This is a genomic window from Arthrobacter sp. BG5 (genome assembly GCF_056680155.1).
In genome coordinates, this window is the sequence record NZ_CM155268.1 from 2,410,372 (window position 1) to 2,431,108 (window position 20,737).

At 68.3% G+C, this 20,737-nt stretch carries 21 protein-coding genes and 3 tRNA genes; 20 read left to right on the forward strand and 4 right to left on the reverse strand.

All coding sequences use genetic code 11. The features are described 5' to 3' along the window. Positions 1-11: 11 nt before the first annotated feature. Positions 12-893, reverse strand: a complete 882-nt coding sequence (locus AC1MBE_RS11205) for an ArgP/LysG family DNA-binding transcriptional regulator (protein ID WP_479778253.1) — start codon at positions 891-893, stop codon at positions 12-14. A 68-nt stretch (positions 894-961) separates the two neighbouring features. Between AC1MBE_RS11205 and AC1MBE_RS11210 the strand changes: the two genes are divergently transcribed. Continuing rightward, positions 962-1,564 carry a LysE/ArgO family amino acid transporter gene (locus AC1MBE_RS11210; protein WP_479778255.1) on the forward strand — a complete coding sequence of 201 codons (603 nt, stop codon included), beginning with the start codon at positions 962-964 and terminating at the stop codon, positions 1,562-1,564. An 18-nt stretch (positions 1,565-1,582) separates the two neighbouring features. Here the strand turns inward: AC1MBE_RS11210 and AC1MBE_RS11215 are convergent, their stop codons facing one another. Further along, entirely contained in the window at positions 1,583-2,632 is a 1,050-nt protein-coding gene (locus tag AC1MBE_RS11215) for a PHP domain-containing protein (RefSeq protein ID WP_479778257.1), read from the reverse strand. A 195-nt stretch (positions 2,633-2,827) separates the two neighbouring features. Here AC1MBE_RS11215 and AC1MBE_RS11220 point away from each other — a divergent pair. From AC1MBE_RS11220 to AC1MBE_RS11290, 15 genes are all read left to right on the forward strand, one after another. After that, positions 2,828-2,900, forward strand: a tRNA-Glu gene (locus AC1MBE_RS11220). A 114-nt stretch (positions 2,901-3,014) separates the two neighbouring features. Beyond that, positions 3,015-3,088: transfer RNA gene (locus AC1MBE_RS11225), tRNA-Asp, on the forward strand. 48 nt (positions 3,089-3,136) lie between these two features. After that, a tRNA-Phe gene (locus AC1MBE_RS11230) sits at positions 3,137-3,212 on the forward strand. 382 nt (positions 3,213-3,594) lie between these two features. Beyond that, positions 3,595-6,345, forward strand: a complete 2,751-nt coding sequence (locus AC1MBE_RS11235) for an ABC transporter transmembrane domain-containing protein (RefSeq protein WP_479782581.1) — start codon at positions 3,595-3,597, stop codon at positions 6,343-6,345. A gap of 211 nt (positions 6,346-6,556) precedes the next feature. Beyond that, the gene (locus tag AC1MBE_RS11240) at positions 6,557-7,021 is read left to right on the forward strand and encodes a hypothetical protein (RefSeq protein ID WP_479778258.1); all 465 of its coding nucleotides are present in this window, start codon (positions 6,557-6,559) and stop codon (positions 7,019-7,021) included. Between the two features lie 99 nt (positions 7,022-7,120). Continuing rightward, positions 7,121-7,594 carry an Asp23/Gls24 family envelope stress response protein gene (locus tag AC1MBE_RS11245; protein WP_479778260.1) on the forward strand — a complete coding sequence of 158 codons (474 nt, stop codon included), beginning with the start codon at positions 7,121-7,123 and terminating at the stop codon, positions 7,592-7,594. Further along, positions 7,591-7,782 (forward strand): hypothetical protein, encoded by a 192-nt coding sequence (locus AC1MBE_RS11250; protein WP_346958528.1) that lies wholly within the window; start codon positions 7,591-7,593, stop codon positions 7,780-7,782. The genes AC1MBE_RS11245 and AC1MBE_RS11250 overlap by 4 nt, the downstream gene beginning before the upstream one ends. Beyond that, a complete protein-coding gene (locus AC1MBE_RS11255) occupies positions 7,779-8,147 on the forward strand; it encodes a hypothetical protein (RefSeq protein WP_479778262.1) in 369 nt (122 codons plus the stop codon). The genes AC1MBE_RS11250 and AC1MBE_RS11255 overlap by 4 nt, the downstream gene beginning before the upstream one ends. Next, positions 8,144-8,824 carry a hypothetical protein gene (locus AC1MBE_RS11260; protein ID WP_479778264.1) on the forward strand — a complete coding sequence of 227 codons (681 nt, stop codon included), beginning with the start codon at positions 8,144-8,146 and terminating at the stop codon, positions 8,822-8,824. Before AC1MBE_RS11255 ends, AC1MBE_RS11260 begins: the two co-directional genes overlap by 4 nt. Then, positions 8,821-9,432, forward strand: a complete 612-nt coding sequence (locus AC1MBE_RS11265) for a hypothetical protein (protein WP_479778265.1) — start codon at positions 8,821-8,823, stop codon at positions 9,430-9,432. Before AC1MBE_RS11260 ends, AC1MBE_RS11265 begins: the two co-directional genes overlap by 4 nt. Positions 9,433-9,724: 292 nt before the next feature. Further along, positions 9,725-11,014, forward strand: coding sequence for an ABC transporter substrate-binding protein (locus tag AC1MBE_RS11270; protein ID WP_479778267.1), 1,290 nt, complete (start codon positions 9,725-9,727; stop codon positions 11,012-11,014). 6 nt (positions 11,015-11,020) lie between these two features. Further along, positions 11,021-12,058 carry a carbohydrate ABC transporter permease gene (locus AC1MBE_RS11275; protein ID WP_479778269.1) on the forward strand — a complete coding sequence of 346 codons (1,038 nt, stop codon included), beginning with the start codon at positions 11,021-11,023 and terminating at the stop codon, positions 12,056-12,058. Next, entirely contained in the window at positions 12,055-12,945 is an 891-nt protein-coding gene (locus tag AC1MBE_RS11280; protein WP_479778271.1) for a carbohydrate ABC transporter permease, read from the forward strand. The genes AC1MBE_RS11275 and AC1MBE_RS11280 overlap by 4 nt, the downstream gene beginning before the upstream one ends. A 24-nt stretch (positions 12,946-12,969) precedes the next feature. Continuing rightward, positions 12,970-13,224 (forward strand): hypothetical protein, encoded by a 255-nt coding sequence (locus AC1MBE_RS11285; protein WP_346958534.1) that lies wholly within the window; start codon positions 12,970-12,972, stop codon positions 13,222-13,224. A 98-nt stretch (positions 13,225-13,322) separates the two neighbouring features. Continuing rightward, positions 13,323-14,402: a LacI family DNA-binding transcriptional regulator gene (locus AC1MBE_RS11290; RefSeq protein ID WP_479778273.1), complete on the forward strand. Its 1,080-nt coding sequence runs from the start codon at positions 13,323-13,325 to the stop codon at positions 14,400-14,402. Between the two features lie 100 nt (positions 14,403-14,502). On the opposite strand, the gene AC1MBE_RS11295 is transcribed toward AC1MBE_RS11290, so the two are convergent. After that, positions 14,503-15,435 (reverse strand): DUF8083 family protein, encoded by a 933-nt coding sequence (locus AC1MBE_RS11295; RefSeq protein ID WP_479778275.1) that lies wholly within the window; start codon positions 15,433-15,435, stop codon positions 14,503-14,505. 31 nt (positions 15,436-15,466) lie between these two features. Continuing rightward, positions 15,467-16,273, reverse strand: a complete 807-nt coding sequence (locus AC1MBE_RS11300; RefSeq protein ID WP_479778277.1) for an exodeoxyribonuclease III — start codon at positions 16,271-16,273, stop codon at positions 15,467-15,469. Positions 16,274-16,427: 154 nt separating this feature from the next. Here AC1MBE_RS11300 and AC1MBE_RS11305 point away from each other — a divergent pair, with 154 nt between their 5' ends. The 4 genes from AC1MBE_RS11305 to AC1MBE_RS11320 are packed head-to-tail and all read left to right on the forward strand — an operon-like array spanning position 16,428 to position 20,728. Beyond that, the gene (locus tag AC1MBE_RS11305) at positions 16,428-17,927 is read left to right on the forward strand and encodes a CoA-acylating methylmalonate-semialdehyde dehydrogenase (protein WP_479778279.1); all 1,500 of its coding nucleotides are present in this window, start codon (positions 16,428-16,430) and stop codon (positions 17,925-17,927) included. Further along, a complete protein-coding gene (locus AC1MBE_RS11310; RefSeq protein ID WP_479778281.1) occupies positions 17,927-18,994 on the forward strand; it encodes an enoyl-CoA hydratase/isomerase family protein in 1,068 nt (355 codons plus the stop codon). The genes AC1MBE_RS11305 and AC1MBE_RS11310 overlap by 1 nt, the downstream gene beginning before the upstream one ends. Further along, positions 18,987-19,955 (forward strand): 3-hydroxyisobutyrate dehydrogenase, encoded by a 969-nt coding sequence (gene mmsB, locus AC1MBE_RS11315; protein WP_479778283.1) that lies wholly within the window; start codon positions 18,987-18,989, stop codon positions 19,953-19,955. The genes AC1MBE_RS11310 and mmsB overlap by 8 nt, the downstream gene beginning before the upstream one ends. Continuing rightward, complete coding sequence (locus tag AC1MBE_RS11320) at positions 19,952-20,728, forward strand: enoyl-CoA hydratase (RefSeq protein WP_479778285.1); 777 nt, start codon at positions 19,952-19,954, stop codon at positions 20,726-20,728. Before mmsB ends, AC1MBE_RS11320 begins: the two co-directional genes overlap by 4 nt. The last annotated feature ends 9 nt before the right edge of the window (positions 20,729-20,737 follow it).

A 20,737-nucleotide genomic window follows, 5' to 3' on the forward strand; every position in this document is an offset into this window, starting at 1 on the left:
CCGGCCATGATCTACCGGAGGGGCCGCGCGGCGGCCTGGATGGCAGCCGCGACCTCGTCAAGTGCGGCCGATCCGTGCCGCCACTGCTGCCAGTGGAGCGGAACGTCCATGCGCGCGGCGGGATCCAGGGCCACCATCGTGCCGTGCTGCAGCTCCGCGGCCACTTCTATTTCGGGGAGCAGTCCCCACCCCATTCCCCAGCGGATTGCCTCGCCGAACTCGTTGGCGGCCGGGATGTAGTGCCGGGGCGGTTTCAGTGCCGTGCGGCCCACCGACCGCAGGTACCGGTCCTGCAAATCATCCTTGCGGTCGAAAACTATGACCGGTGCGGCGGCGAGCGCTTCTGTTGCGGCGCCGTCGGAGAACCACCGGGCGGCGAAGCCGGGCGTGCAGACCGGGAGGTAGCGCATCACGCCCAGCCGCCGGGAAGAGCACCCGGGCGCCGCCTTGGCCGTGGTGGTGATGGCAGCGGCTGCGGCGCCGCTGCGCAGAAGCTCCAGCGAGTAGTCCTGGTCCTCGCGGAGAACCTCGAGCTGGACCCTTCCCGCCACCGCGGCCAGGCCGGCCAGCGCCCAGGTGTGCAGGGAATCGCTGTTGATCACCAGCGTCAGGCGTGTCCGCCCCTGGGGTTCCTGCGGCTGCAGCTCCCCGGCCAGGTCTGCGGAGAGCAGCTCCAGCTGCCGGGCGAAGCGCACCACGGCCTGGCCGGACTCCGTGAGTTCCGCAGGCCGCGCCCGGGTCAGCATCGGGCGGCCGACGGCGGTCTCGAGCGCGCGGATCCGCTGGCTGACGGCCGAGGGCGTCACGGATAAGTGGGCGGCAGCGGCGTCGAAGCTTCCGTGTGCGACGATCGCCGCCAGTGTCCGGGCCTGCTCCGGGGAGATGTCGATCATTAGCCAATCTTATGTAACAACAGAAAGATTAGCTGGCTTCAGCTTTCTCCGGCGCTTACCGTCGAAGGGTGATCCTCCCCCTGTTTTCCGGCCTCTCCGCCGGCCTGTCCCTCATTGTTGCCATCGGCGCCCAGAATGCCTTCGTCCTCCGCCAGGGCATCCAGCGCTCGCATGTCGCCATGGTCGTGGCTGTCTGCGCGGTCTCGGATCTGGTGCTGATCCTGCTGGGCGTCGCGGGCATCGGCGTTCTGTTGGACCGGGCACCCGCCGCCCTGGTGGTGATCAGATGGGCCGGGGCCGCCTTCCTGCTGGTCTACGGAGCCCTCGCGGCCCGGCGGGCGGTACGCGGGGAGCGGCTGGACGTCCCCGGAGACAAGCCCCCGGGCAGCAGGGCGGCGGTGCTGGCAACCTGTCTGGCTTTCACCTGGCTGAACCCGCACGTCTACCTGGACACTGTCCTGCTGCTCGGGTCGCTCGCAGCCGCCCAGGGCGAAACCGGCCGCTGGTGGTTTGCCGCCGGAGCCGGCCTTGGGAGCATCGCCTGGTTCACTGCCCTCGGTGCGGGGGCGCGGTACCTGACGCCGTTGTTCCAGCGCCGGGCGGCCTGGCGGGTACTGGACGCCGGAATCGCCGTCGTGATGGTCACCCTCGCCGCGTTGCTGCTCGCCTGAGCGCCGCGCCGGCAGCCGCTACGTGCCGCGTCCGGACCATTCGAGGAGCCGGTCCACCGGCCAAGTGGTGATGATCCGCTCCGCGGGAACGCCGTTCCGGGCGGCCCGTTCCGCGCCATATTGCAGGAAATCCAGCTGGCCCGGAGCATGCGCGTCGCTGTCGATGCTGAACAGGCACCCGGCGTCGAGGGCCAGCTGGATCAGTTCGTCCGGCGGGTCCTGGCGTTCCGGGCGGGCGTTGATCTCGACGGCGACGCCGTGCTCCGCGCACGCCGTAAACACCCGTTTCGCGTCAAACTCCGACGGCGGCCGGGTCCCGCGGGAGCCGTTCAGGAGCCGGCCGGTGCAGTGCCCCAGCACCCGGGTGTGCGGGTCCTCGATGCCGGCCAGCATCCGCCGGGTCATGGTCCGGCGGTCGGAGCGGAGCTTCGAGTGCACGCTCGCCACCACGATGTCCAGGCGGTCCAGCAGCTCCGGGGCCTGGTCCAGCGTCCCGTCCTCCAGGATGTCGACTTCAATGCCGGAGAGCAGCCGGACCTGCGGGCTGCCCGTGCCGGCGTCTGCCGCTTCGGCGGCCCCGGCGCCGATCCTGGCGATCACTTCCAGCTGTTCGGTGAGGCGCTCGGCGCTCAGGCCGTTCGCGATCCTGAGCGTGGGGGAGTGGTCGGTCAGGGCCAGGTACTCACGTCCCAGCGTCCGGGCCGCGTCCAGCATGGCCTCGATCGGTGAACCGCCGTCGGACCAGTCGCTGTGCGTGTGCAGGTCTCCGCGGAGGCTTGCCAGCAGCTCCCGCCCGCCGGTGGCGAGGGGTTCGGCGCCGCGTTCGCGCAGGGCCGCAAGGTAGTCGGGAATGCCGCCGTCGACCGCCTGGGCGATCACCTCGAAGGTCCGGTCGCCGATCCCCTTCATACGCTTCAGCCGGCCATCCGCCCTTCGTGCCGCCAGTTCCTCGGGGGAAAAGCCGCCAATCAGTCCGGCCGCCTTGCGGAAGGCCTGCACCTTGTAAGTGGTGGCACGTTCGCGTTCTAGCCAGAAAGCGATCTCATTGAGGGCAGCAAGGGCGTCCATCCGTCCATCATCCGCACAGCCCTACGGGCCCTGTCCAGAGCCTATTCCCGTTTGGTGGAGCGGATTTTGGAGATTTCGGGAGTTGGCCCTATAGTTTTATAGGTCCAGTTCGGAGGAACCCGAAGGGAACAAAAACGAAGGCTTCGGCCCTTAATTTTTGCCCTCGCTTCAGCGGTTTTTTCGGATGGCGTCCTGGCCCCCATCGTCTAGCGGCCTAGGACACCGCCCTTTCACGGCGGCGGCACGGGTTCGAATCCCGTTGGGGGTACGCAAGGAACTGGTCAAGCCGGATGAAAAAGTCTGGTAGGCTAAAGGCCTTGAAAAATTGCAGTAGCGATACTGCAGGCAGCAAGAAACAGCAGTAAATAAGCAGTAAAAGCAAGGCCCTGTAGCGCAGTTGGTTAGCGCGCCGCCCTGTCACGGCGGAGGTCGCGGGTTCAAGTCCCGTCAGGGTCGCTCTGATTGCCAGAAGAAATTCCGGCCGTCATGGTGACACGTCACCTAGGCTCTGTAGCTCAGTTGGTAGAGCGTTCGACTGAAAATCGAAAGGTCACCGGATCGACGCCGGTCGGAGCCACCACTGGGAAGCATCAGTTCTTACACGAACTGGTGCTTTTCTTCTTTAACGCCCATCGACTGTTCCGTAGGTGCCCTTTTGGGGCGTGAAAACGGCGCTTATGGAGCAATCGAGGTGCCTGGAAGCTCGGTACGAAGTTGCAGGCAATACGCAGAGGCTACGGATAGACAGGATGCGGCGCAGGGAGTAGACATTGAGCGAACCCATGGCGTAGAGGGGGAGGACGCTCAGTGGAGATCGCCGACAGCTCGGATCTGCGGGAGACAGACACCGGTGAGCCGTGTCCGGGCGCAGAGACCCGCTTCAGCCCCGCCGCCGCACGCGGCTGCTTCGCCCGGCGCCGCCGGCGCGAGGGTTTGCCCGGGCGAGGGGGGTTCAGGTGTTGATGACTTTTTGGCGGTTCCGCCGCGCCTTGGCACCACGCGCCGCGGCCTTGGGTGCCGGAGCTGCCCTGGTCGTCCTCGCGGCTGCCCTGCAGGTGGCGCTGCCGTGGCCCCTGAAAGTCATTGTCGATGATGTGCTCAAGACCCCGGGCGCTGCGAGCCAGAACGAGTTCCTGCGAACGTTCGGCGCGGCCGGACTGCAGGGTCAGCAGCTCCTGTTGGTGGCAATTGCCTGCCTGTTGGTGCTCACCCTGGCCAACGCGATGGCCCACTATTTTGGGGCGCGGCTGCTGAACGGCGTCGGAGAGCGGGTCATGGCATCCATCCGCTCCGAGGTGTTCACCCACCTCCAGCGGCTGTCCCTGTCCTTCCATGACAAGCAGAGGCTCGGGGATCTGGTCACGCGCGCGACCACGGACATCGACTACGTGCGCGCCATGATCATCTCAATGCTGGCGGTCCTGGTACCCAACATCCTCATTCTGGCTTTTATCACGACGATCTGCGTGGTGGTTGATCCGGGCTTCGCCATGATTGCTTTGGCTGTCTCACCGGTGCTGTTCGCGACGGTGCTGATGTACCGCCCCCGCATCAAGGCGGCGTCCCGGACTGCGCGGAGAAGGGACAGCGACATTGCCTCCACGATGACGGAAACCTTCTCTTCGGTCCGGGTTATGCAGTCCTCCTCCAGCGAGGCCCGTCATGAGGCCGCCTTCCAGCTCCGCAATGCCGCGCGGATGAATGCGGGCCTGAGACTGGTCCGGTTGCAGGCGGCACTGTCCCCGCTGGTGGATGTCATCGTCACACTTGGCACCGTCGTCGTGCTGTGGGCGGGTGTGCAGCGGGTGCTGGACGGTTCGATGACGCTGGGGCTGTTGTTGGTCTTTCTGGCGTACCTCAAAGCCCTTTACGATCCGATGAAGGAACTTTCCAAGCTGACGACGGTCATGAGCCGGGGCCAGGTCAGCGCGGAGCGGCTCCAGGACGTCCTGAGCACCGCCCCCGCGATAACAGACCCCCCTGGTGCCCGGCCGGCGCCCCGGCTGGAGGGCGCGGTGGAGCTGCGGGATGTCGACTTCCACTACGACGATTCCGAGGTGCTGCACCAGATTAACCTCCGTGTGGAGCCGGGCCGGATGATTGCGCTGACCGGACCCACCGGTGCGGGCAAGTCAACGGTGGTCAGCCTTATCCCGCGGCTCTACGACGTGACAGGCGGCGCCGTTCTCCTGGACGGCATGGACGTCCGCGAACTCCAGCTGGCCACGGTGCGCCAGCAGATCTCGATGGTCCTGCAAGAGTCCATACTGTTTCACGGCACCATCTACGACAACATCGCCTACGGCTCGGACAACGTCACTCCGGAACGGGTCTTCGCCGCAGCCCACGCCGCGCACGTCGACGAATTCGTTGATCAGCTGCCGCTCGGCTATGACACACCCGTTGCTGAGCGGGGTGTCAGCCTGTCCGGCGGCCAACGCCAGCGCATCGCGATCGCCCGGGCCCTGGTCCGCGATACACCGATCGTCATCCTTGATGAGCCCACCTCCGGCCTGGACGCCATTTCCGAACAATACGTGATGCAGGGCATGGACCGGCTCATGGCCGGCCGGACCGTCATCGTCATTGCTCACCGCCTCTCCACTCTCCGGCGCGCGGACAAGATCTACGTGCTGGACAAGGGGCGGATTGTGGAAAGCGGTAACCACCGGCAACTCCTCGCCGCCGGCGGTCTCTACAGCCGGCTCGACGGGCTGCAGGGGGCCCAGGATCTTCCGGTCCTGCCGCTGCCTGCTCCGGGCGTTGTCCGCGAGGTAACGTCGGACAGGCCCAAGACCTCAGGAGCCCTCCCCTGGCGGATCGGGAGGGAGGGTGCCTTGGAGGTGATGTTGGTCCATCGGCGCAGCCATCAGGATTGGTCCATCCCCAAGGGAAAGGCAGAGCCGGGCGAGACAGACCAGGAATGTGCGCTGCGGGAAGTCAGCGAAGAGACGGGTCTCGTCTGCCGCCCCGGTTCGGAATTGCCGCAGGTCACCTATCTGGACCGCCGACGGCGCCTCAAAACGGTCCGCTACTGGGCCGCCGAGGCCCAGGGCGGCGTCTTCTCGGCCAACGATGAAGTGGACGAGGCGCGCTGGTTCAGCCTTCCGGCGGCGCTGCGCACCCTGAGCGAACCACGCGAAAGGCCCGTTATTCTCGCCCTGGGCGGGGTCCTGGAGCGGGAACTTGGGATCCGTGCGGTGCCGGCCCGGGACAGGATGCTGTTGCTTATCCGCGGAGCCCCAGCAACACCCCGGCACCTGTGGGACCACTCCGAAATCACCCGGCCGCTGGCCCACGAAGGACGCACGACAGCCCGCTCCCTCGAGAGCCTCGGCTCGTTCTTCGAAATAAACCGGGTCCTCTCCGCGCCGGCCGCCCGGTGTATCGACACTGTTGAGCCGCTGGCACGCCGTGCAACCCTGACGGTGGAAGTAGCCAGTGACCTTTCCGACGGCCGTATCGAACAGGCGATGCGGCTCGTCGACAATGCCCGCGGCACGGGGACCGTGCTGTGCACGCATGAGGATGTCATCTCCTCGGTCCTGGACCGCCTGGCCGCGCGCGACCGGACAGACCTCGACAGCCGCGCGGGCCGCCGGCGCGGCTCGGTCTGGGCCCTGACGGGGGACACGTCACGCTACACCTGCGCGTATTACCTCCCCATGCCCGAGGCGGTCCAGCTGCCTGAACAGTGCGCGAACAGCAACTGACTGTCCCTCGCTGCGCGCCCCGATAATTCCCTCCGCGGCCAACCCGGTCGGGGCGGGCCTCAAAAACGTCCGCCTGGAGTGGGGTCCGACACCGCGCCCCGGGTTGGGGCACGCCGCCGGCCCGGCTAGACTCGCACGCTGGGGAAGAACGCCATTGCCGCGGACCGTTCCCGGACAGGTCCGCGGCGCAAGCCCGACCAGAAGAGTGATTTTGAACAGCATCCTGCACAAGACCCGCCGCCCGCTGACCGTCACCGTCCTCCTCGCCGCCGCGGCCCTGGCCGGCTGCTCCGCGCCGGAAGCCGCGGCCCCGCCGTCGTCGTCGGCCCCGGCGGCGTCCGCCACCGCCTCCGCAACGCCCAGCCCCGCCAAAACGTCCGGCCCGTATGGCGACTTCCCGACGGCCGCGGAGGCCTGCAAGACGATCTCCGAACAGGCCACGGGCGCCTCCCTGTTCCCGCTGTCGGCGGCGCAGGGCAAAACCGCCGAACTTGAGCAGCTCAAGGCGGAACTCAGCCGCACGGCAGAGCGCGTCCCGGACAGCCTCAAGGCCGACTTCGCCAAGCTCAACCAGGTCGCCGTTGCGGGCCTGAGCGACCAGACGGTCTACTCCAGCGGCACGTTCCAGGACGCCATGGCTCCCGTGACCGGTTGGATTGCCGCCAACTGCAAGTAGGACGCCCCGTGCTCGGCGCAACCGCGGAAATCCCGGCGAGGGGGCCCCACCCTCGGCCCCAAGGGCTAGGGTGGTGTCAAAGAGAAGGGGGAGTGCCAGATGGAGTACCAGAATTCTCAGTCCGCGGTTCCGGAGGTCGGGCTGCCTAACGCCGGGCTGCCGGGTGCGGCCCGGACCGCGACCGGCCGCACCGTCATTTCCGAAGCCGCCGTCGCCAAGGTGGCCGGCATCGCTGCCCGCGCGGTCCCCGGCGTGTATTCGCTGGGCACCGGGCCGTCCCGCGCACTGGGCGCCATCCGGGACGCGGTCGGCAGCTCGGACCACGCGGCCGGGGTACGCGCCGAGGTCGGCGAGACCCAGGTGGCCGTGGACATCGACCTCGTGGCGCTCTACGGCACCCCGCTGCACCCCCTGGCGGATCAGATCCGCGCCGCCGTCTACGCCGCCGTGGAGGAGCTCGTCGGGCTCCAGGTCATCGAAGTAAACATTGAAATCCATGACGTCTTCGTCCCCGGCCCGCCCAAGCCCGCGGCCTCCGGCGAGGTACGGCCCGTGAGGGAGGCCCTGCAGTGAACCTGACCGTAGTCGGCATAGCGGCGGGCGCCTTCCTGGCGTTCATGTCCTTCGCATTCGGCGTCTGGGGCTTCCTGGGCTCCCTGCTCTTCATGGCCCTCGGAGCCCTGCTGGGCCGCGCCGCGGAAGGGAAACTGGACCTGCGCAGCGTCATTGACGCCCTCACGGGCCGGCGTTCCTCCTCATGAGTGCCGCCGCCGGACGGCTGCTGGCCGGACACAACCGGATCAGCACCCAGGCCCTCACCAGCGTGGCGCGCGCCGCCGCTGCGGAGGCGCTCGGTGTGCCGCCGCAGGACGTCCGGGCCGACTGGGCCGACGACGACGGGCTGCTGGCGCTTTCGCTCGTCACCCCCATCGCCGTCCCGTCGCTCACAGCGGTGCTCAAGGACCCGGCGCGGGTCACCGCCTTCGGCGGCCCCATCTGGGACCGCGCGGTTGCCGCGAAAGCGGAGATCCTGCGCCGCGTCACGGAGCTCAGCGGTGCGCAATTGAGCCGGGTGGACATCCGCATCAGCGGGGCCAGCGTCACCGAGGGAGGCCGGATCCGGTGAGCCAGGCCGCCGAACGCCACTACGGCGACGCCGGGACCGGGCCCGCTGAGCCCGTCCCCGACGACGCCGGGGCCCGGCCTGCCCGATCCGGTGCAGGCTCCGGCGCGCCCGAAATGGAGAAAGTCCTGGCCCGCGAGACCACCTCGTCCCGGGCGGCCGCCGCCGTCATCGCGGCCCTCCTGGTCATCGGGCTGTGCAGCTACGCCCTGCTGGAAACGGCAGTGCGGGCCGTGGGACAGCCGCCATGGCTGATTGACCCGCAGACCGCCGCGGAGCGGGCCACGGCCCTCCCCGCCGGCATTCCCCCGCTGCTGCTCGGCGTCACCGGCGCGGTCCTGTTCGCGGCCGGGCTGTTCTTCTTCCTTAACGCCGTGCTTCCCGGACGACGTGCCCGGCACGTCCTCGCAGACCCCCGCGCCGGCGTCGTGGTCGATGACGAGGTCATCGCCTCGGCCCTGGCGCGGCGGGCGCGGCTCGCCGCCAACGTGACGCAGGAGCAGGTCATGGTGGTGGTCTCCCGGCGGCAGGTGCTGGTCAACGTCCGGCCAACCTCCGGCGTGCCGCTCCGCGCAGCGGACGTCCAGGCCGCTGTCCAGGCCGAGCTCCGGGAGATGGCGCTGTCGCCGATGCCCGAGGTCCGGGTCAACCTGGCATCCTCGGGGGTGATCGGCGCATGAACGGCACCCCGCGGCTCCTTAACCGGCTCCTGATCGGCATCCTCGGCGTCAAGCTCCTGGTGATCGGGGGCCTGCTGGTCCTGCTGGCCACCGTGCCGGCCGTCGGCCGCTGGTGGCAGGGCTGGTCCGCGGGCCTCTGGGGCGGAGTCCGCGGTCTCTTCGACCGCACCCGTTTCCCCGGTCAAACGATGAGCTGGCTGTGGATTGTCATGGTGGTGCTGCTGCTGCTCGTCATCGCGCTGATGGTGGCGTGGCTGGCGCAGCAGGGCAAAGGCCGGGCGAACCTGCTTGTCGCCCAGGACGACGCCGGTGAAGTGCCAGGCTATGTCCGGATCGGCGGCGGCGTGGCCGAGCAGGCACTCCGGGCGGCACTGGCCGACCGGCCGGATTTGGCCGGCGCCACGGTGGCCACCTACGAATTCAGGGGTGAGCCGGCCCTGCGGATCCGGGTGCAGCCGCGCCAGGGTGTTGCCCCGCATACCCTCGCGGCAGAAGTCTCGGCCCTGGTGGAGGCCCTGGACGCCGTGGTCGGCAAACGCACGCCGGTGCTGATCCACATCGGTTCCGGGGCGCGGTCCCGGTTCGGCCGGGCTGAACGCGTCCGCTGACGCGGCGCGTCGTGGTCCGACGCGGTCCGACGGGGTCCTACGGGACGCTCGGTCCGAGCTGTGCCTGGTGAGGTTTTGGAAACTTCCGCCCCACCCGAACCGCGGGTCCCAAGGGCTTTCCGCCCCCGCGGGGCCGCGGGTTGCGCGGTGAAGTCAATAACCGCAGCGGGGTCTCCGTTGCGTAAAGGTTTAATGTAAACGCTTGCATTCCTCACTAATTGCTCGCTACTGTGATTGGCACCACACCAACTGCACCACCGGTCCACGCCGGTACTCAGCGAGGAGCACCTGTATGAAAAACCGTAAGTACCTACTTCCCGCGGCCGCGGCCGGTGTCCTGGCCCTCTCCCTCACAGCCTGTGGAGGCGGCGGCAGCACGGGCGGTGGCGGCGGCTCGGCCGGCGGCGGCGACGCGGCGGCCGGCCTGGACGGCCGCGGCCCCATCACCTACGTACAGGGCAAGGACAACAGCAACGTGGTCCGGCCGCTGATCGAAAAGTGGAACGCGGCCCACCCGAACGAGAAGGTCACCTTCAAGGAGCAGACCGACCAGGCCGACCAGCAGCACGACGACCTGGTCCAGCACTTCCAGGCGAAGCAGTCCGACTACGACGTCGTCGACGTCGACGTGGTGTGGACCGCCGAATTCGCCGCCAAGGGCTGGCTGCAGCCCCTGAAGGACAAGATGGCCATCGATACGAGCGCCATGCTCAAGCCGACGGTTGACAGTGCCACCTACAAGGGCACCCTCTACGCCGCTCCGCAGACCTCCGACGGCGGGTTCCTGTACTACCGCAAGGACCTCGTCCCCACGGCGCCCAAGACCTGGGACGAGATGATGGGCATGTGCTCCATCGCCAAGACCAACAACATCGGCTGCTACGCCGGCCAGTTTTCGAAGTACGAAGGCCTCACGGTCAACGCCTCCGAGGCGATCAACTCCGCCGGCGGCTCCGTGCTGGACAAGGACGGCAAGCCGAACCTGAACACCGAGGAAGCCAAGGCCGGACTGGCTAACCTCGCGAAGGCCTACAAGGACGGAAACATCCCCAAGGAAGCCATCACCTTCAAGGAAGAGGAATCCCGCCAGGCCTTCCAGGATGGCAAACTGCTGTTCCTGCGCAACTGGCCCTACGCGTACAACCTGATCACCACCGAAGGCTCCTCCAAGGTGAAGGACAAGCTCGGCCTGGCTCCGCTTCCCGGCAAGGACGGCCCCGGCGCGTCATCGCTGGGCGGCCACAACGCGGCGGTCAGCGTCTACTCCAAGAACAAGGCAACGGCGCTGGACTTCCTGAAGTTCCTGACGTCGGAGGAAACTGAGAAGTTCTACGCCACCCAGGGTTCGCTGGCCCCGGTGCTGACGAAGCTCTACGACGACAAGGAACTGGTCGCCAAGCTGCCGTACCTGCCGGTGCTGAAGACCTCGATCGAGAACGCCGTCCCGCGTCCGGTGACCCCGTTCTACCCGGCCGTCACCAAGGCCATCCAGGACAACGCCTACCCCGCCATCAAGGGTGAAAAGCCGGTGGACCAGGCGCTGTCGGACATGCAGAAGTCCATCGAAACCCAGTCAAAGTAGTCCACCATGGCAACTGAATTGGGCCCGACGCCGGTTAAGAAGCCGGCGTCGGGCGGGACCGAGCTCCACCACGCACCCAAGGGGGTGGGGGAGGACAACGTCATCGCCAGCCAGGGCAAGTGGGCGTCGTGGCTGTTGGCCCCCACCATCATCGCGCTGGCCGTCGTCATCGTTTACCCGATCATCAGCGCCATCGTGATGTCCTTCCAGGCCGACGCCGGCCTGGATCCGGCCACCGGCCTCTTCACCGAGGGCGGCCCGGCCGGGTTCTCGAACTACGTCAACTGGCTCGCCCAGCAGTGCAGCGCGCCCGCCGGCGGAACGGTGGCCTGCCCGCCGGGTACCCTCGGATCCCAGTTCTGGTCCGCGACGGCCACGACGTTCTTCTTTACCGTCGTGACCGTGGCGCTGGAGACGGTGCTCGGCTTCTGGATGGCCATGATCATGGCCCGCACGTTCAAGGGCCGCAGCCTGGTCCGCGCCGCCGTGCTGGTGCCGTGGGCCATCCCCACCGCCGTCACCGCCAAGCTGTGGCTGTTCATCTTCGCCTTTGAGGGCATTGCCAACAAGCTTTTCAACACCACCATCCTGTGGACCGGCAGCGAATGGCCGGCCAAATGGGCGGTCATCATCGCCGACGTCTGGAAGACGACGCCGTTTATGGCGCTGCTGATCCTGGCCGGCCTACAGATGATTCCCGCGGAGGTGTACGAGGCGGCGAAGGTCGACGGCGCCACGGCCTGGCAGCGGTTCCGGATGATCACCCTGCCGCTGGTGAAGCCGGCGCTGATGGTGGCCATCCTCTTCCGCACCCTCGACGCGCTGCGCATGTTCGACCTGCCCTACATCCTGACCGGCGGGGCGAACAACACCACCACGCTGTCCATCCTGGTGATCAACCAGATCAGGCAGGGCTTCAACGCGGCAGCGGCGCTATCAACCATCACGTTCATCATCATTTTCCTTGTCGCCTTCATCTTCGTGCGATTCCTTGGCGCGAATGTGGTGGAGCAGCAGACCGGCGCTAGTAAGGGGAAGAAATGACCACGGCCGCGACCGAGCTGCGCGCGCAGCAGGACCGGGGGCGCAAGGTCGCCCAGAACCGGGAAAAGTGGGCCCAGGGCCGCACGTACATCAGTGCCCTGGTGATCCTCATCTGGTGCCTCGCCCCCGCGTACTGGATGGTGGTGACCGCCTTCCGCGACGTCGGGTTCACCTACGACACTTCGATCCTGCCGACGCACGTCACGCTGGAAAACTTCAACACGGCGTTCGACACCTCCTTCGGGAACCGCTTCGGCCAGGCGTTGCTGAACAGCGTGTTCATCGGCGTGGTGGTGACCGTGGTCTCGCTGCTGATCGGTGTGTTCGCCGCCTACGCCCTGGCCCGGTTGAACTTCCGGTTCAAGTTCCTGGTGCTGGGCTTCATCCTGGGGGCCTCGATGTTCCCCGGCGTCGCCCTCATCACCCCGCTGTTCCAGCTGTTCACCAACATCGGCTGGATGGGCACTTACCAGGCCCTGATCATCCCGAACATCTCGTTCGTGCTGCCGCTGACCGTCTACACGATGACGTCGTTCTTCCGCGAAATGCCGTGGGAGCTCGAGGAATCGGCGCGGGTGGACGGCTGCACGCAGGGCCAGGCCTTCCGGAAGGTGATCATGCCGCTCGCGGCCCCTGCCATCTTCACCACGGCCATCCTGGCGTTCATCTCCTCGTGGAATGAATTCCTCATCGCCAGCCAGCTCTCGTCCGACGCGACCCAGCCGGTCACCGTCGCCATTGCGAGCTTCGCCGGTGCCCAGCCCAACCAGATCCCGTACACGGCGATCATGGCGGCTGGAACCATCGTGACCATCCCGCTGGTGATCCTGGTGCTGGTGTTCCAGCGCAAGATCGTCGCCGGCCTGACGGCCGGCGCCGTCAAGTGACGGTTTCATGATGGCGGGTTCCTGATGGCACGCGGCCAGAACCAGGGCGAGATCCACCCCACGCACCGCAGGGTTCGCTCGGGTGAGGACTTCGACATCATCATCGGATTCCTGGGCTTCTGGGCGCTGGTCCTGCTGGCGGTCACCGTCTGGATGGAGGTGACCGCCCAGCCGGCCCTCGGCTGGGCCCTCGGGCTGCTCGCCACGCTGCTCGCACTCTACGGAATGATCCGGCTGCGGCGGCGCTTGCCCGGCCGGACGGCCGCCCGGCGGCGCTGAGGCGCCCGCCGGGGGCGGACCGGATACTGGAAAGGATCGGCGCCGTGGGGGGGCGGCACGCTGGACGCGATTTTGCGGATGGCCGACAAGGGGACACGGTGGCAAGGACAACTGACAGGGCGCAACGCGGCGGCCATTCCGGCGTCAGCATCGAGGACGTGGCGGCCGCCGCGGGCGTCTCCACCGCCACGGTCTCCCGGGCTGTCCGCGGCCTGCCCAGGGTCTCGCCCGCCACGCGGCAAAAGATCCTCGAAATTGCGGGGGCCCTCGGCTACGTGGCCTCCTCCTCGGCCTCGGGCCTGGCCACCGGGCGTACCCGGACCATCGGGGTGCTGGCACCGTTCGTGAGCCGCTGGTTCTTCTCGAAAGCCATCGAGGGCGCGGACCGCGAACTGCACGGACGCCAGTACAACCTCTCGCTGTTCAACCTGGGCGGGCACGGCAGCCACCGCGAGCGGCTGTTCAGCAAGACCATGGTCTACAAACAAATCGACGCCCTCCTGGTCCTCTGCATGGCCCTGACCCGGGAGGAACTGGAGCACCTGCAGAAGATCGACATCCCGCTGGTCGTGGTGGGCGGCCACGTCGAAGGCTGCGCCTACATCGGGATCGACGATTATGAGGCTGCCGCCACCGCGGTCCGCCACCTCATCGGGCTGGGCCACCGGGACATCGCGCTGCTGCACGGCGACGACGAAACAGACCTGAACTTCGACGTTCCGCGGGTCCGGATCAAGGCGTTCCAGGATGTTATGACCCAGGCGGCCCTGGACGTCCGGCCCGAGTGGGACGAGTGGGGGGACTTCACCGTCCGCAGCGGCCAGGCCGCGTTCCAGCGGCTGTGGGACCGTCCCGGACCGAAGCCCACCGCGATCTTCTGCGCCTCGGACGAGATGGCGATGGGGGTGGTCTTCGAGGCGCGTCGTGCCGGCGTCCGGATCCCGGAAGATCTGTCCGTGGTGGGGATCGACGACCACGAATTTTCCGCCGCGATGGGCCTCACCACGGTCGGCCAGCGCCCCGACGAACAGGCCGAGCTTGGCACCAAGATGCTGCTCGATGAACTCGACGGGATCGCGGGGGCGGTGCGCTCCACCGTGGCCCCGCACCGGCTGATCGTCCGGGACACGACGGCGGCGCCACGGCTCGCGCAGCCGCTCGCCCCGGCCTCCGGCTGATCGGTCCGGCGAAAAACCGACGCCGGAATCCTGGACAGGCGGCGAAGATATGCCTGGGCAGGCATACCTTCGGCGGGGCGGGCCTCAGGAGGCGCGTGCCTCAGGAGGCGCGTGCCAGCTGCCGGATCGGGATCCAGCGGGAGGCGAGCCGCCGGTACGCTGCGGCCGCCCCGGTCATGTCGCCCTCGGCAAGGCACTCGATGCCCAGCCGGACGTCCAGCGGGGAATCGTCCGGGTAGACCTTGTCGGCCACGGCGCCGTAGTCGAGCTCCACGACCGAATCAGGGTGGAAGAGCTCCAGCCATTCGGTGAGCTGGGTCAGGTCCTCGAGCATGTCCAGCTCGGGGGCGGCGAGGGCCAGGTGGGCCACGGCGTGCCGGACCCGTTCCAGCGCGGTGCCGATCGTGGCCCGGATGCGCACCGTGATGATCCGTCCGCCGGACTCCACCACATCCGTGGGGTCTGATTCCTGGAAAAGGCAGAACCAGCTGAACGGAATCCCCCAGGTCGAGGCCCGGGTGTGGACCCGGCCGATTCCTTCGCGCGCCTTCACTTGGTCGATGCGTTCCTGATGCCGGTCCCGCTGTTCCTCCGGGATCAGCAGCTGGGCGAGCGGGCCGTGGATCCCCTCCATCAGGGCGTTGGCGGCCAGCCCGGCGCGCAGCACCAGCTGGCTCGGGCAGTACAGCAGCCTGGCCGGCAGGACCTCTTTGTTGGGTGCACTGCCGGCTCCGTTGTCGGTAGGAGCATCGCCGTCGGCGGGGCCAGCCGGTCTGCCGGCAGAGCTGCTGACGGCCAGCACGCGGACCAGGTCGGTCTGCCCGGTGGGAAAGGGATCCCCGCCGGGACGCGTGATGCGGCCCAGGGACGCCAGCAGTTCGGCATTTTCCACCGCGGCGCGGGACTCCGAGCGGGCGCCTGCGGCCCGCAGGGCCTCCTGCTGGTCGGCGGGGAAGGCCTCCAGCGGTTCGTAGACCCGCAGCGTTGAGGAGAACGGCAAGCCCGCCTGGCCGTGGTAGAGGTTGCCTGTCATCGCGGACCGGCGCTTCCCTGGCGGGCGTCCATCAGCCTGCCAGCTCCACGACGACCGGGGCGTGGTCCGAGGCGCCCTTGCCCTTGCGCTCCTCGCGGTCGATCGAGGCGCCGGTCACGCGGGCCGCCAGGGCGGGGGAGGCGAGGACGAAGTCGATCCGCATCCCCTCCTTTTTCGGGAAGCGCAGCTGGGTGTAGTCCCAGTAGGTGTAAACGCCCGGTCCGGGCGCGTGCGGGCGGACGACGTCGGTGAACCCCGCCTCCTCGAAGGCGCGGAACGCCTCGCGCTCCGGTTCGCTGACGTGTGTAAGCCCTTCGGCGCGGAAGTAGTCGATGTCCCACACGTCCTCGTCCCGCGGGGCGATGTTCCAGTCACCCATCAGCGCGATCTGCGCCTCCGGGTCGGACTGGACCCAACCTTCGGCGTGGGCGCGGAGCGTGTCCAGCCAGCTGAGCTTGTAGGGCATGTGCTCATCATCGAGCGCCCGGCCATTGGGGACATAGAGGCTCCAGACCCGGATCCCGCCGCACGTGGCGCCGATCGCCCGGGCCTCCTGCACCTCGTCCTTGCCGCCCTTGCCGAACACCGGCTGGTTCATGAAGGTGCGTTCGACGTCGTCGAGCCCCACCCGGGAGGCGATGGCCACCCCGTTCCACTGGCTCAGGCCGAAGTGCGCGACCTCGTAGCCCATCCGCTCGAACAGTTCCCACGGGAAGTTGTCGTCCTTGCACTTGGTTTCCTGGATGGCCAGGACATCACAGTCGGTGCGCTGGAGCCAGGCCTCAACGCGGTCGGCACGGGCACGGAGCGAGTTCACATTCCAGGTAGCAATCTTCACAGTCCCTAACTTACCTTTCCTTGGCACCGCCGCGGCGGTGCCGGGACCCGCCGGACCGGGCCCGCAGCCGCCGCGCACTCTGGAGATTAGTAGGAAGTCCGAGTATATTCGGGTGCAGAGATGATCTAGGTCACATGCAAAGGAGCATTCCATCATGGTTCGTGAGCTTTCCCATTACGTCGGCGGACAGCACGTGGAGGGCACCTCGGGGCGCTTCAGCGACGTCTACGATCCCTGCACCGGCGAGGTGCAGGCCCGGCTCCCGCTGGCCAGCGCGGAGGAGGTCCGCAACGTCATCGCCAACGCCGAAAAGGGCCAGCTGGAATGGGCTGCGATGAACCCCCAGCGCCGCGGCCGGGTCCTGCTGAAGTTCGTGGATCTGGTCAACCAGAACATGGACGAGCTGGCCACCTTGCTGTCCTCCGAGCATGGCAAAACGTTCCTGGACGCCAAGGGCGACATCCAGCGCGGCATCGAGGTCGTCGAGTTCGCCGCCGGCGCCCCGCACCTGCTCAAGGGCGAGTTCTCCGACAGCGCCGGGACCGGCGTCGACGTCCACTCGATGCGGCAGCCGCTCGGCGTCGTCGCCGGCATCACCCCGTTCAACTTCCCGGCCATGATCCCGCTTTGGAAGTCCGGCCCGGCCCTGGCCGCCGGCAACTCCTTCATCCTCAAGCCCTCCGAACGGGACCCCTCCGTGCCGCTGCGGCTGGCGGAGCTGTTCACCGAGGCCGGGCTGCCGGACGGCGTGTTCAACGTGGTCAACGGCGACAAGGAAGCCGTGGACGCGCTGCTGGAGGACCCCCGCGTCCAGGCCATCGGTTTCGTCGGCTCCACCCCGATCGCGCAGTACATCTACGCCACCGCCGCCGCGCACGGCAAACGCGCCCAGTGCTTCGGCGGCGCCAAAAACCACATGGTGATCATGCCGGACGCGGATCTGGACATGGCCGCGGACGCGCTGATCGGCGCCGGCTTCGGGTCCGCCGGCGAACGCTGCATGGCGATCTCGGTCGCCGTCCCGGTGGGGAAAAAGACCGCCGACGCGCTCGTGGCAAAGCTGCAGGAACGGATCGCGGACCTGAAGGTGGGCCACAGCCTCGCCAAGGACTCGGACTTCGGCCCGGTCGTGGCCGCCTCCGCCAAGGAACGGATCGAGGGCTACATCGCCTCCGGCGTCGAGGAAGGCGCCAGCCTGGTCACGGACGGCCGCGGCCTCAAGGTGGAGGGCTACGATGGCGGCTTCTGGGTCGGCCCCACGCTGTTCGACAACGTCACCAAGGACATGAAGATCTACCAGGAGGAAATCTTCGGCCCGGTGCTCAGCGTGCTCCGCGCGGAGGACTACGACGAGGCCCTCCGGCTGTGCAGCGAGCACGAGTTCGGCAACGGCGTGGCCATCTTCACCCGCGACGGCGACGCCGCCCGCGACTTCGCCAGCCGCGTCCAGGTCGGCATGGTGGGCATCAACGTCCCGATCCCGGTGCCGATCGCCTACTACACCTTCGGTGGCTGGAAGGCCTCCGGCTTCGGTGACCTCAACCAGCACGGCGCCGACGCGTTCCGCTTCTACACCAAGACCAAGACGGTCACCACCCGCTGGCCCTCCGGCATCCGCCAGGGCGCCAGCTTCGTGATGCCGGAAGGCAGCTGATGGCGGAGCAGACGGCCGGAGAGCCCGCCGACGTTCTGTTCGAGCGCCGCGGCCGGCTCGGCGTCGTTACGCTGAACCGGCCCAGGGCCGTCAACGCGCTGACCGCCGGCATGGCAGCGGCGATGCTGCAGCAGCTCACGCTCTGGGCCGACGACGACGCCGTGGCCGCCGTGCTGGTCCGCGGCGCCGGCGAGCGGGGGCTGTGCGCCGGCGGGGACATCGTGGCCATCTACCGGGACATGCTCGAGGGCGGGGACGCGACCGCGGACTTCTGGGCCGTCGAGTACCGGTTGAACCTGCTGATCTCGGAGTACCCCAAGCCCTACGTCGCCTTCATGGACGGGCTGGTCCTGGGCGGCGGGGTGGGAATCTCCGCGCACGGCTCAGTCCGGATCGTCACCGAACGCACCCGGATGGGGATGCCGGAGACCACCATCGGTTTTGTGCCCGACATCGGCGGGACGCTCCTGCTGTCCCGGTCGCCCGGCGAGACCGGCACGCACGCGGCCCTCACCGGGGCGCATCTGAGCGGCGCGGACGCGTTGTTCTTGGGCCTCGCGGACACCTTCGTCCCCTCCGGGGAGCTCGCGGAGCTGGCCGCGGCGCTGGAAACCGAACCGGTGGACGCCGCCGTCGCCCGCTTCGCAGAGCCGGCGCCGCAATCGGTGCTGGCCGCCCAGCAGGAGTGGATTGACGCCTGCTACTCGTCCGACGACGCCGAGGAGATCCTGGACCGGTTGCGGACGGTGGGCGGCGAGGCCGTCGACGCCGCGGACACCATCGCGGCGAAATCCCCGACGGCGGTCAAGGTGGCGCTCGCGTCACTGCGCCGCGCCCACGGCCTGGGCCTCGCCGAGGCCCTGGAACAGGAGTACCGGGTGGGCCTGCGGTTCCTTGCCGGCCCGGATTTCCGCGAGGGCATCCGCGCCCAGGTGGTGGACAAGGACCGCACGCCGCACTGGCAGCCGGCCAGCCTGGCGGAGGTCAGCCGCGACGATGTCGAGGCCTACTTCGCGCCGCTGGGCGTGCGTGAACTGAAACTTTCGAAGGAGCGCGACAATGTCTGAAGCACAGCCGCCAGCACCGGCCCGGCCCGGCACGCAGACTGGCACCATCGCCTTCCTCGGCCTGGGCCACATGGGTGGCCCGATGGCCGTCAACCTGGTTAAGGCCGGCTACACCGTGACCGGCTACGACGTGGTGCCGGCGGCGCTGGAAGCGGCCCGCGCCCACGGGATCACCACCGCGGACACCGCCGCCGACGCCGTCGCGGGCGCCGCCGTCGTGCTGACCATGCTGCCCAGCGGCCAGCACCTGCTGGACGCCTACCGCGGCACGGACGGCGCTCCGGGGCTGCTGGCCGCCGCGGCGCCGGGCACCATGTTCCTCGATTGCTCCACCATCAACGTCGACGAGGCGCGGGAGGCCTCCGCCCTGGCGGTCGGGGCCGGCCACCGGGCCGTCGACGCCCCGGTCTCCGGCGGCGTGGTCGGAGCCGAAGCCGGCACCCTGACGTTTATGGTCGGCGCGCTGGAGGAGGACTTCGAGGCGGTCAAGCCGATGCTGGAGGTGATGGGCAAGCGGGTGGTCCACTGCGGCGGGCACGGCGCCGGGCAGGCCGCCAAGATCTGCAACAACATGATTTTGGGTGTGTCGATGATCGCCGTCAGCGAGGCTTTTGTGCTCGGCGAGAAGCTCGGGCTGACGCACCAGGCGCTCTTCGACGTCGCCTCGGCCGCATCCGGGCAGTGCTGGGCACTGACCACCAACTGCCCCGTGCCCGGCCCGGTGCCGACCAGCCCTGCCAACCGCGACTACCAGCCAGGTTTCGCCGGCGCGCTGATGGCCAAGGACCTGAAGCTGGCCCTCAACGCCCTCGAAAGCACCGGCGTCGCCGCCCGGCTGGGACCGCTGGCGTCCGAAATTTACGATACCTTTGCCGCGGAAGGCGGTGCCGGCCGGGACTTCTCCGGCATCATCACCGACATCCGGGACAAATCCGAACAGCAGCCGAGGGGACAGGCATGACCGAGTACACGAACATTCTGGTGGAGCGCCGCGGCCGCGTGGGCCTCGTGACGCTCAACCGGCCCGAGGCGCTGAACGCCCTGAACAAGGCCACCATGGACGAACTCGTGGCCGCCGTAACGGCGATGGACACCGACCCCGGGGTCGGCGCCGTCGTGGTGACCGGTTCGGCCAAGGCGTTCGCGGCCGGCGCCGACATCAAGGAGATGCAGTCCAAGGGCTACATGGAGATGTACGCGGCGGACTGGTTCCGCGGCTGGGAGGACTTCACCCGGCTGCGCATTCCGGTGGTGGCGGCGGTGTCCGGGTTCGCCCTCGGCGGCGGCTGCGAGCTGGCGATGATGTGCGACTTCATCATCGCCGGGGACAACGCCAAGTTCGGGCAGCCGGAGATCAACCTGGGCGTGCTGCCGGGCATGGGCGGCTCGCAGCGTCTCACCCGTGCCGTGGGCAAGGCCAAGGCGATGGACATGATCCTCACCGGCCGGTTTATGGACGCTGCGGAGGCCGAACGCGCCGGCCTGGTGTCCCGCGTGGTCCCGGCCGCCGACGTCGTCGAAGAGGCCGTCAAGGCCGCCGAAGTGATTGCCTCCAAGTCGAAGCCGGTAGCCATGGTGGCCAAGGAAGCGGTCAACGCCGCCTTCGAAACCGGGCTGGCCCAGGGTGTGCTGTTTGAACGGCGGGTATTCCACTCGCTCTTCGCCACCGAGGACCAGAAGGAAGGCATGGCGGCTTTCAGCGAAAAGCGGCAGCCCGACTTCACCCACCGCTAGGTCTCGCGG

Bases quoted from the DNA above. Each gene is read 5' to 3' on its own strand.
- AC1MBE_RS11305 (WP_479778279.1), top strand. From the start codon at position 16,428: ATGGTTCGTGAGCTTTCCCATTACGTCGGCGGACAGCACGTGGAGGGC.
- AC1MBE_RS11255 (WP_479778262.1), top strand. From the start codon at position 7,779: ATGAGTGCCGCCGCCGGACGGCTGCTGGCCGGACACAACCGGATCAGC.
- AC1MBE_RS11285 (WP_346958534.1), top strand. From the start codon at position 12,970: ATGGCACGCGGCCAGAACCAGGGCGAGATCCACCCCACGCACCGCAGG.
- mmsB (WP_479778283.1), top strand. From the start codon at position 18,987: ATGTCTGAAGCACAGCCGCCAGCACCGGCCCGGCCCGGCACGCAGACT.
- AC1MBE_RS11295 (WP_479778275.1), bottom strand. From the start codon at position 15,435: ATGACAGGCAACCTCTACCACGGCCAGGCGGGCTTGCCGTTCTCCTCA.
- AC1MBE_RS11320 (WP_479778285.1), top strand. From the start codon at position 19,952: ATGACCGAGTACACGAACATTCTGGTGGAGCGCCGCGGCCGCGTGGGC.
- AC1MBE_RS11310 (WP_479778281.1), top strand. From the start codon at position 17,927: ATGGCGGAGCAGACGGCCGGAGAGCCCGCCGACGTTCTGTTCGAGCGC.
- AC1MBE_RS11215 (WP_479778257.1), bottom strand. From the start codon at position 2,632: ATGGACGCCCTTGCTGCCCTCAATGAGATCGCTTTCTGGCTAGAACGC.
- AC1MBE_RS11275 (WP_479778269.1), top strand. From the start codon at position 11,021: ATGGCAACTGAATTGGGCCCGACGCCGGTTAAGAAGCCGGCGTCGGGC.
- AC1MBE_RS11265 (WP_479778265.1), top strand. From the start codon at position 8,821: ATGAACGGCACCCCGCGGCTCCTTAACCGGCTCCTGATCGGCATCCTC.
- AC1MBE_RS11235 (WP_479782581.1), top strand. From the start codon at position 3,595: ATGACTTTTTGGCGGTTCCGCCGCGCCTTGGCACCACGCGCCGCGGCC.
- AC1MBE_RS11270 (WP_479778267.1), top strand. From the start codon at position 9,725: ATGAAAAACCGTAAGTACCTACTTCCCGCGGCCGCGGCCGGTGTCCTG.
- AC1MBE_RS11245 (WP_479778260.1), top strand. From the start codon at position 7,121: ATGGAGTACCAGAATTCTCAGTCCGCGGTTCCGGAGGTCGGGCTGCCT.
- AC1MBE_RS11205 (WP_479778253.1), bottom strand. From the start codon at position 893: ATGATCGACATCTCCCCGGAGCAGGCCCGGACACTGGCGGCGATCGTC.
- AC1MBE_RS11280 (WP_479778271.1), top strand. From the start codon at position 12,055: ATGACCACGGCCGCGACCGAGCTGCGCGCGCAGCAGGACCGGGGGCGC.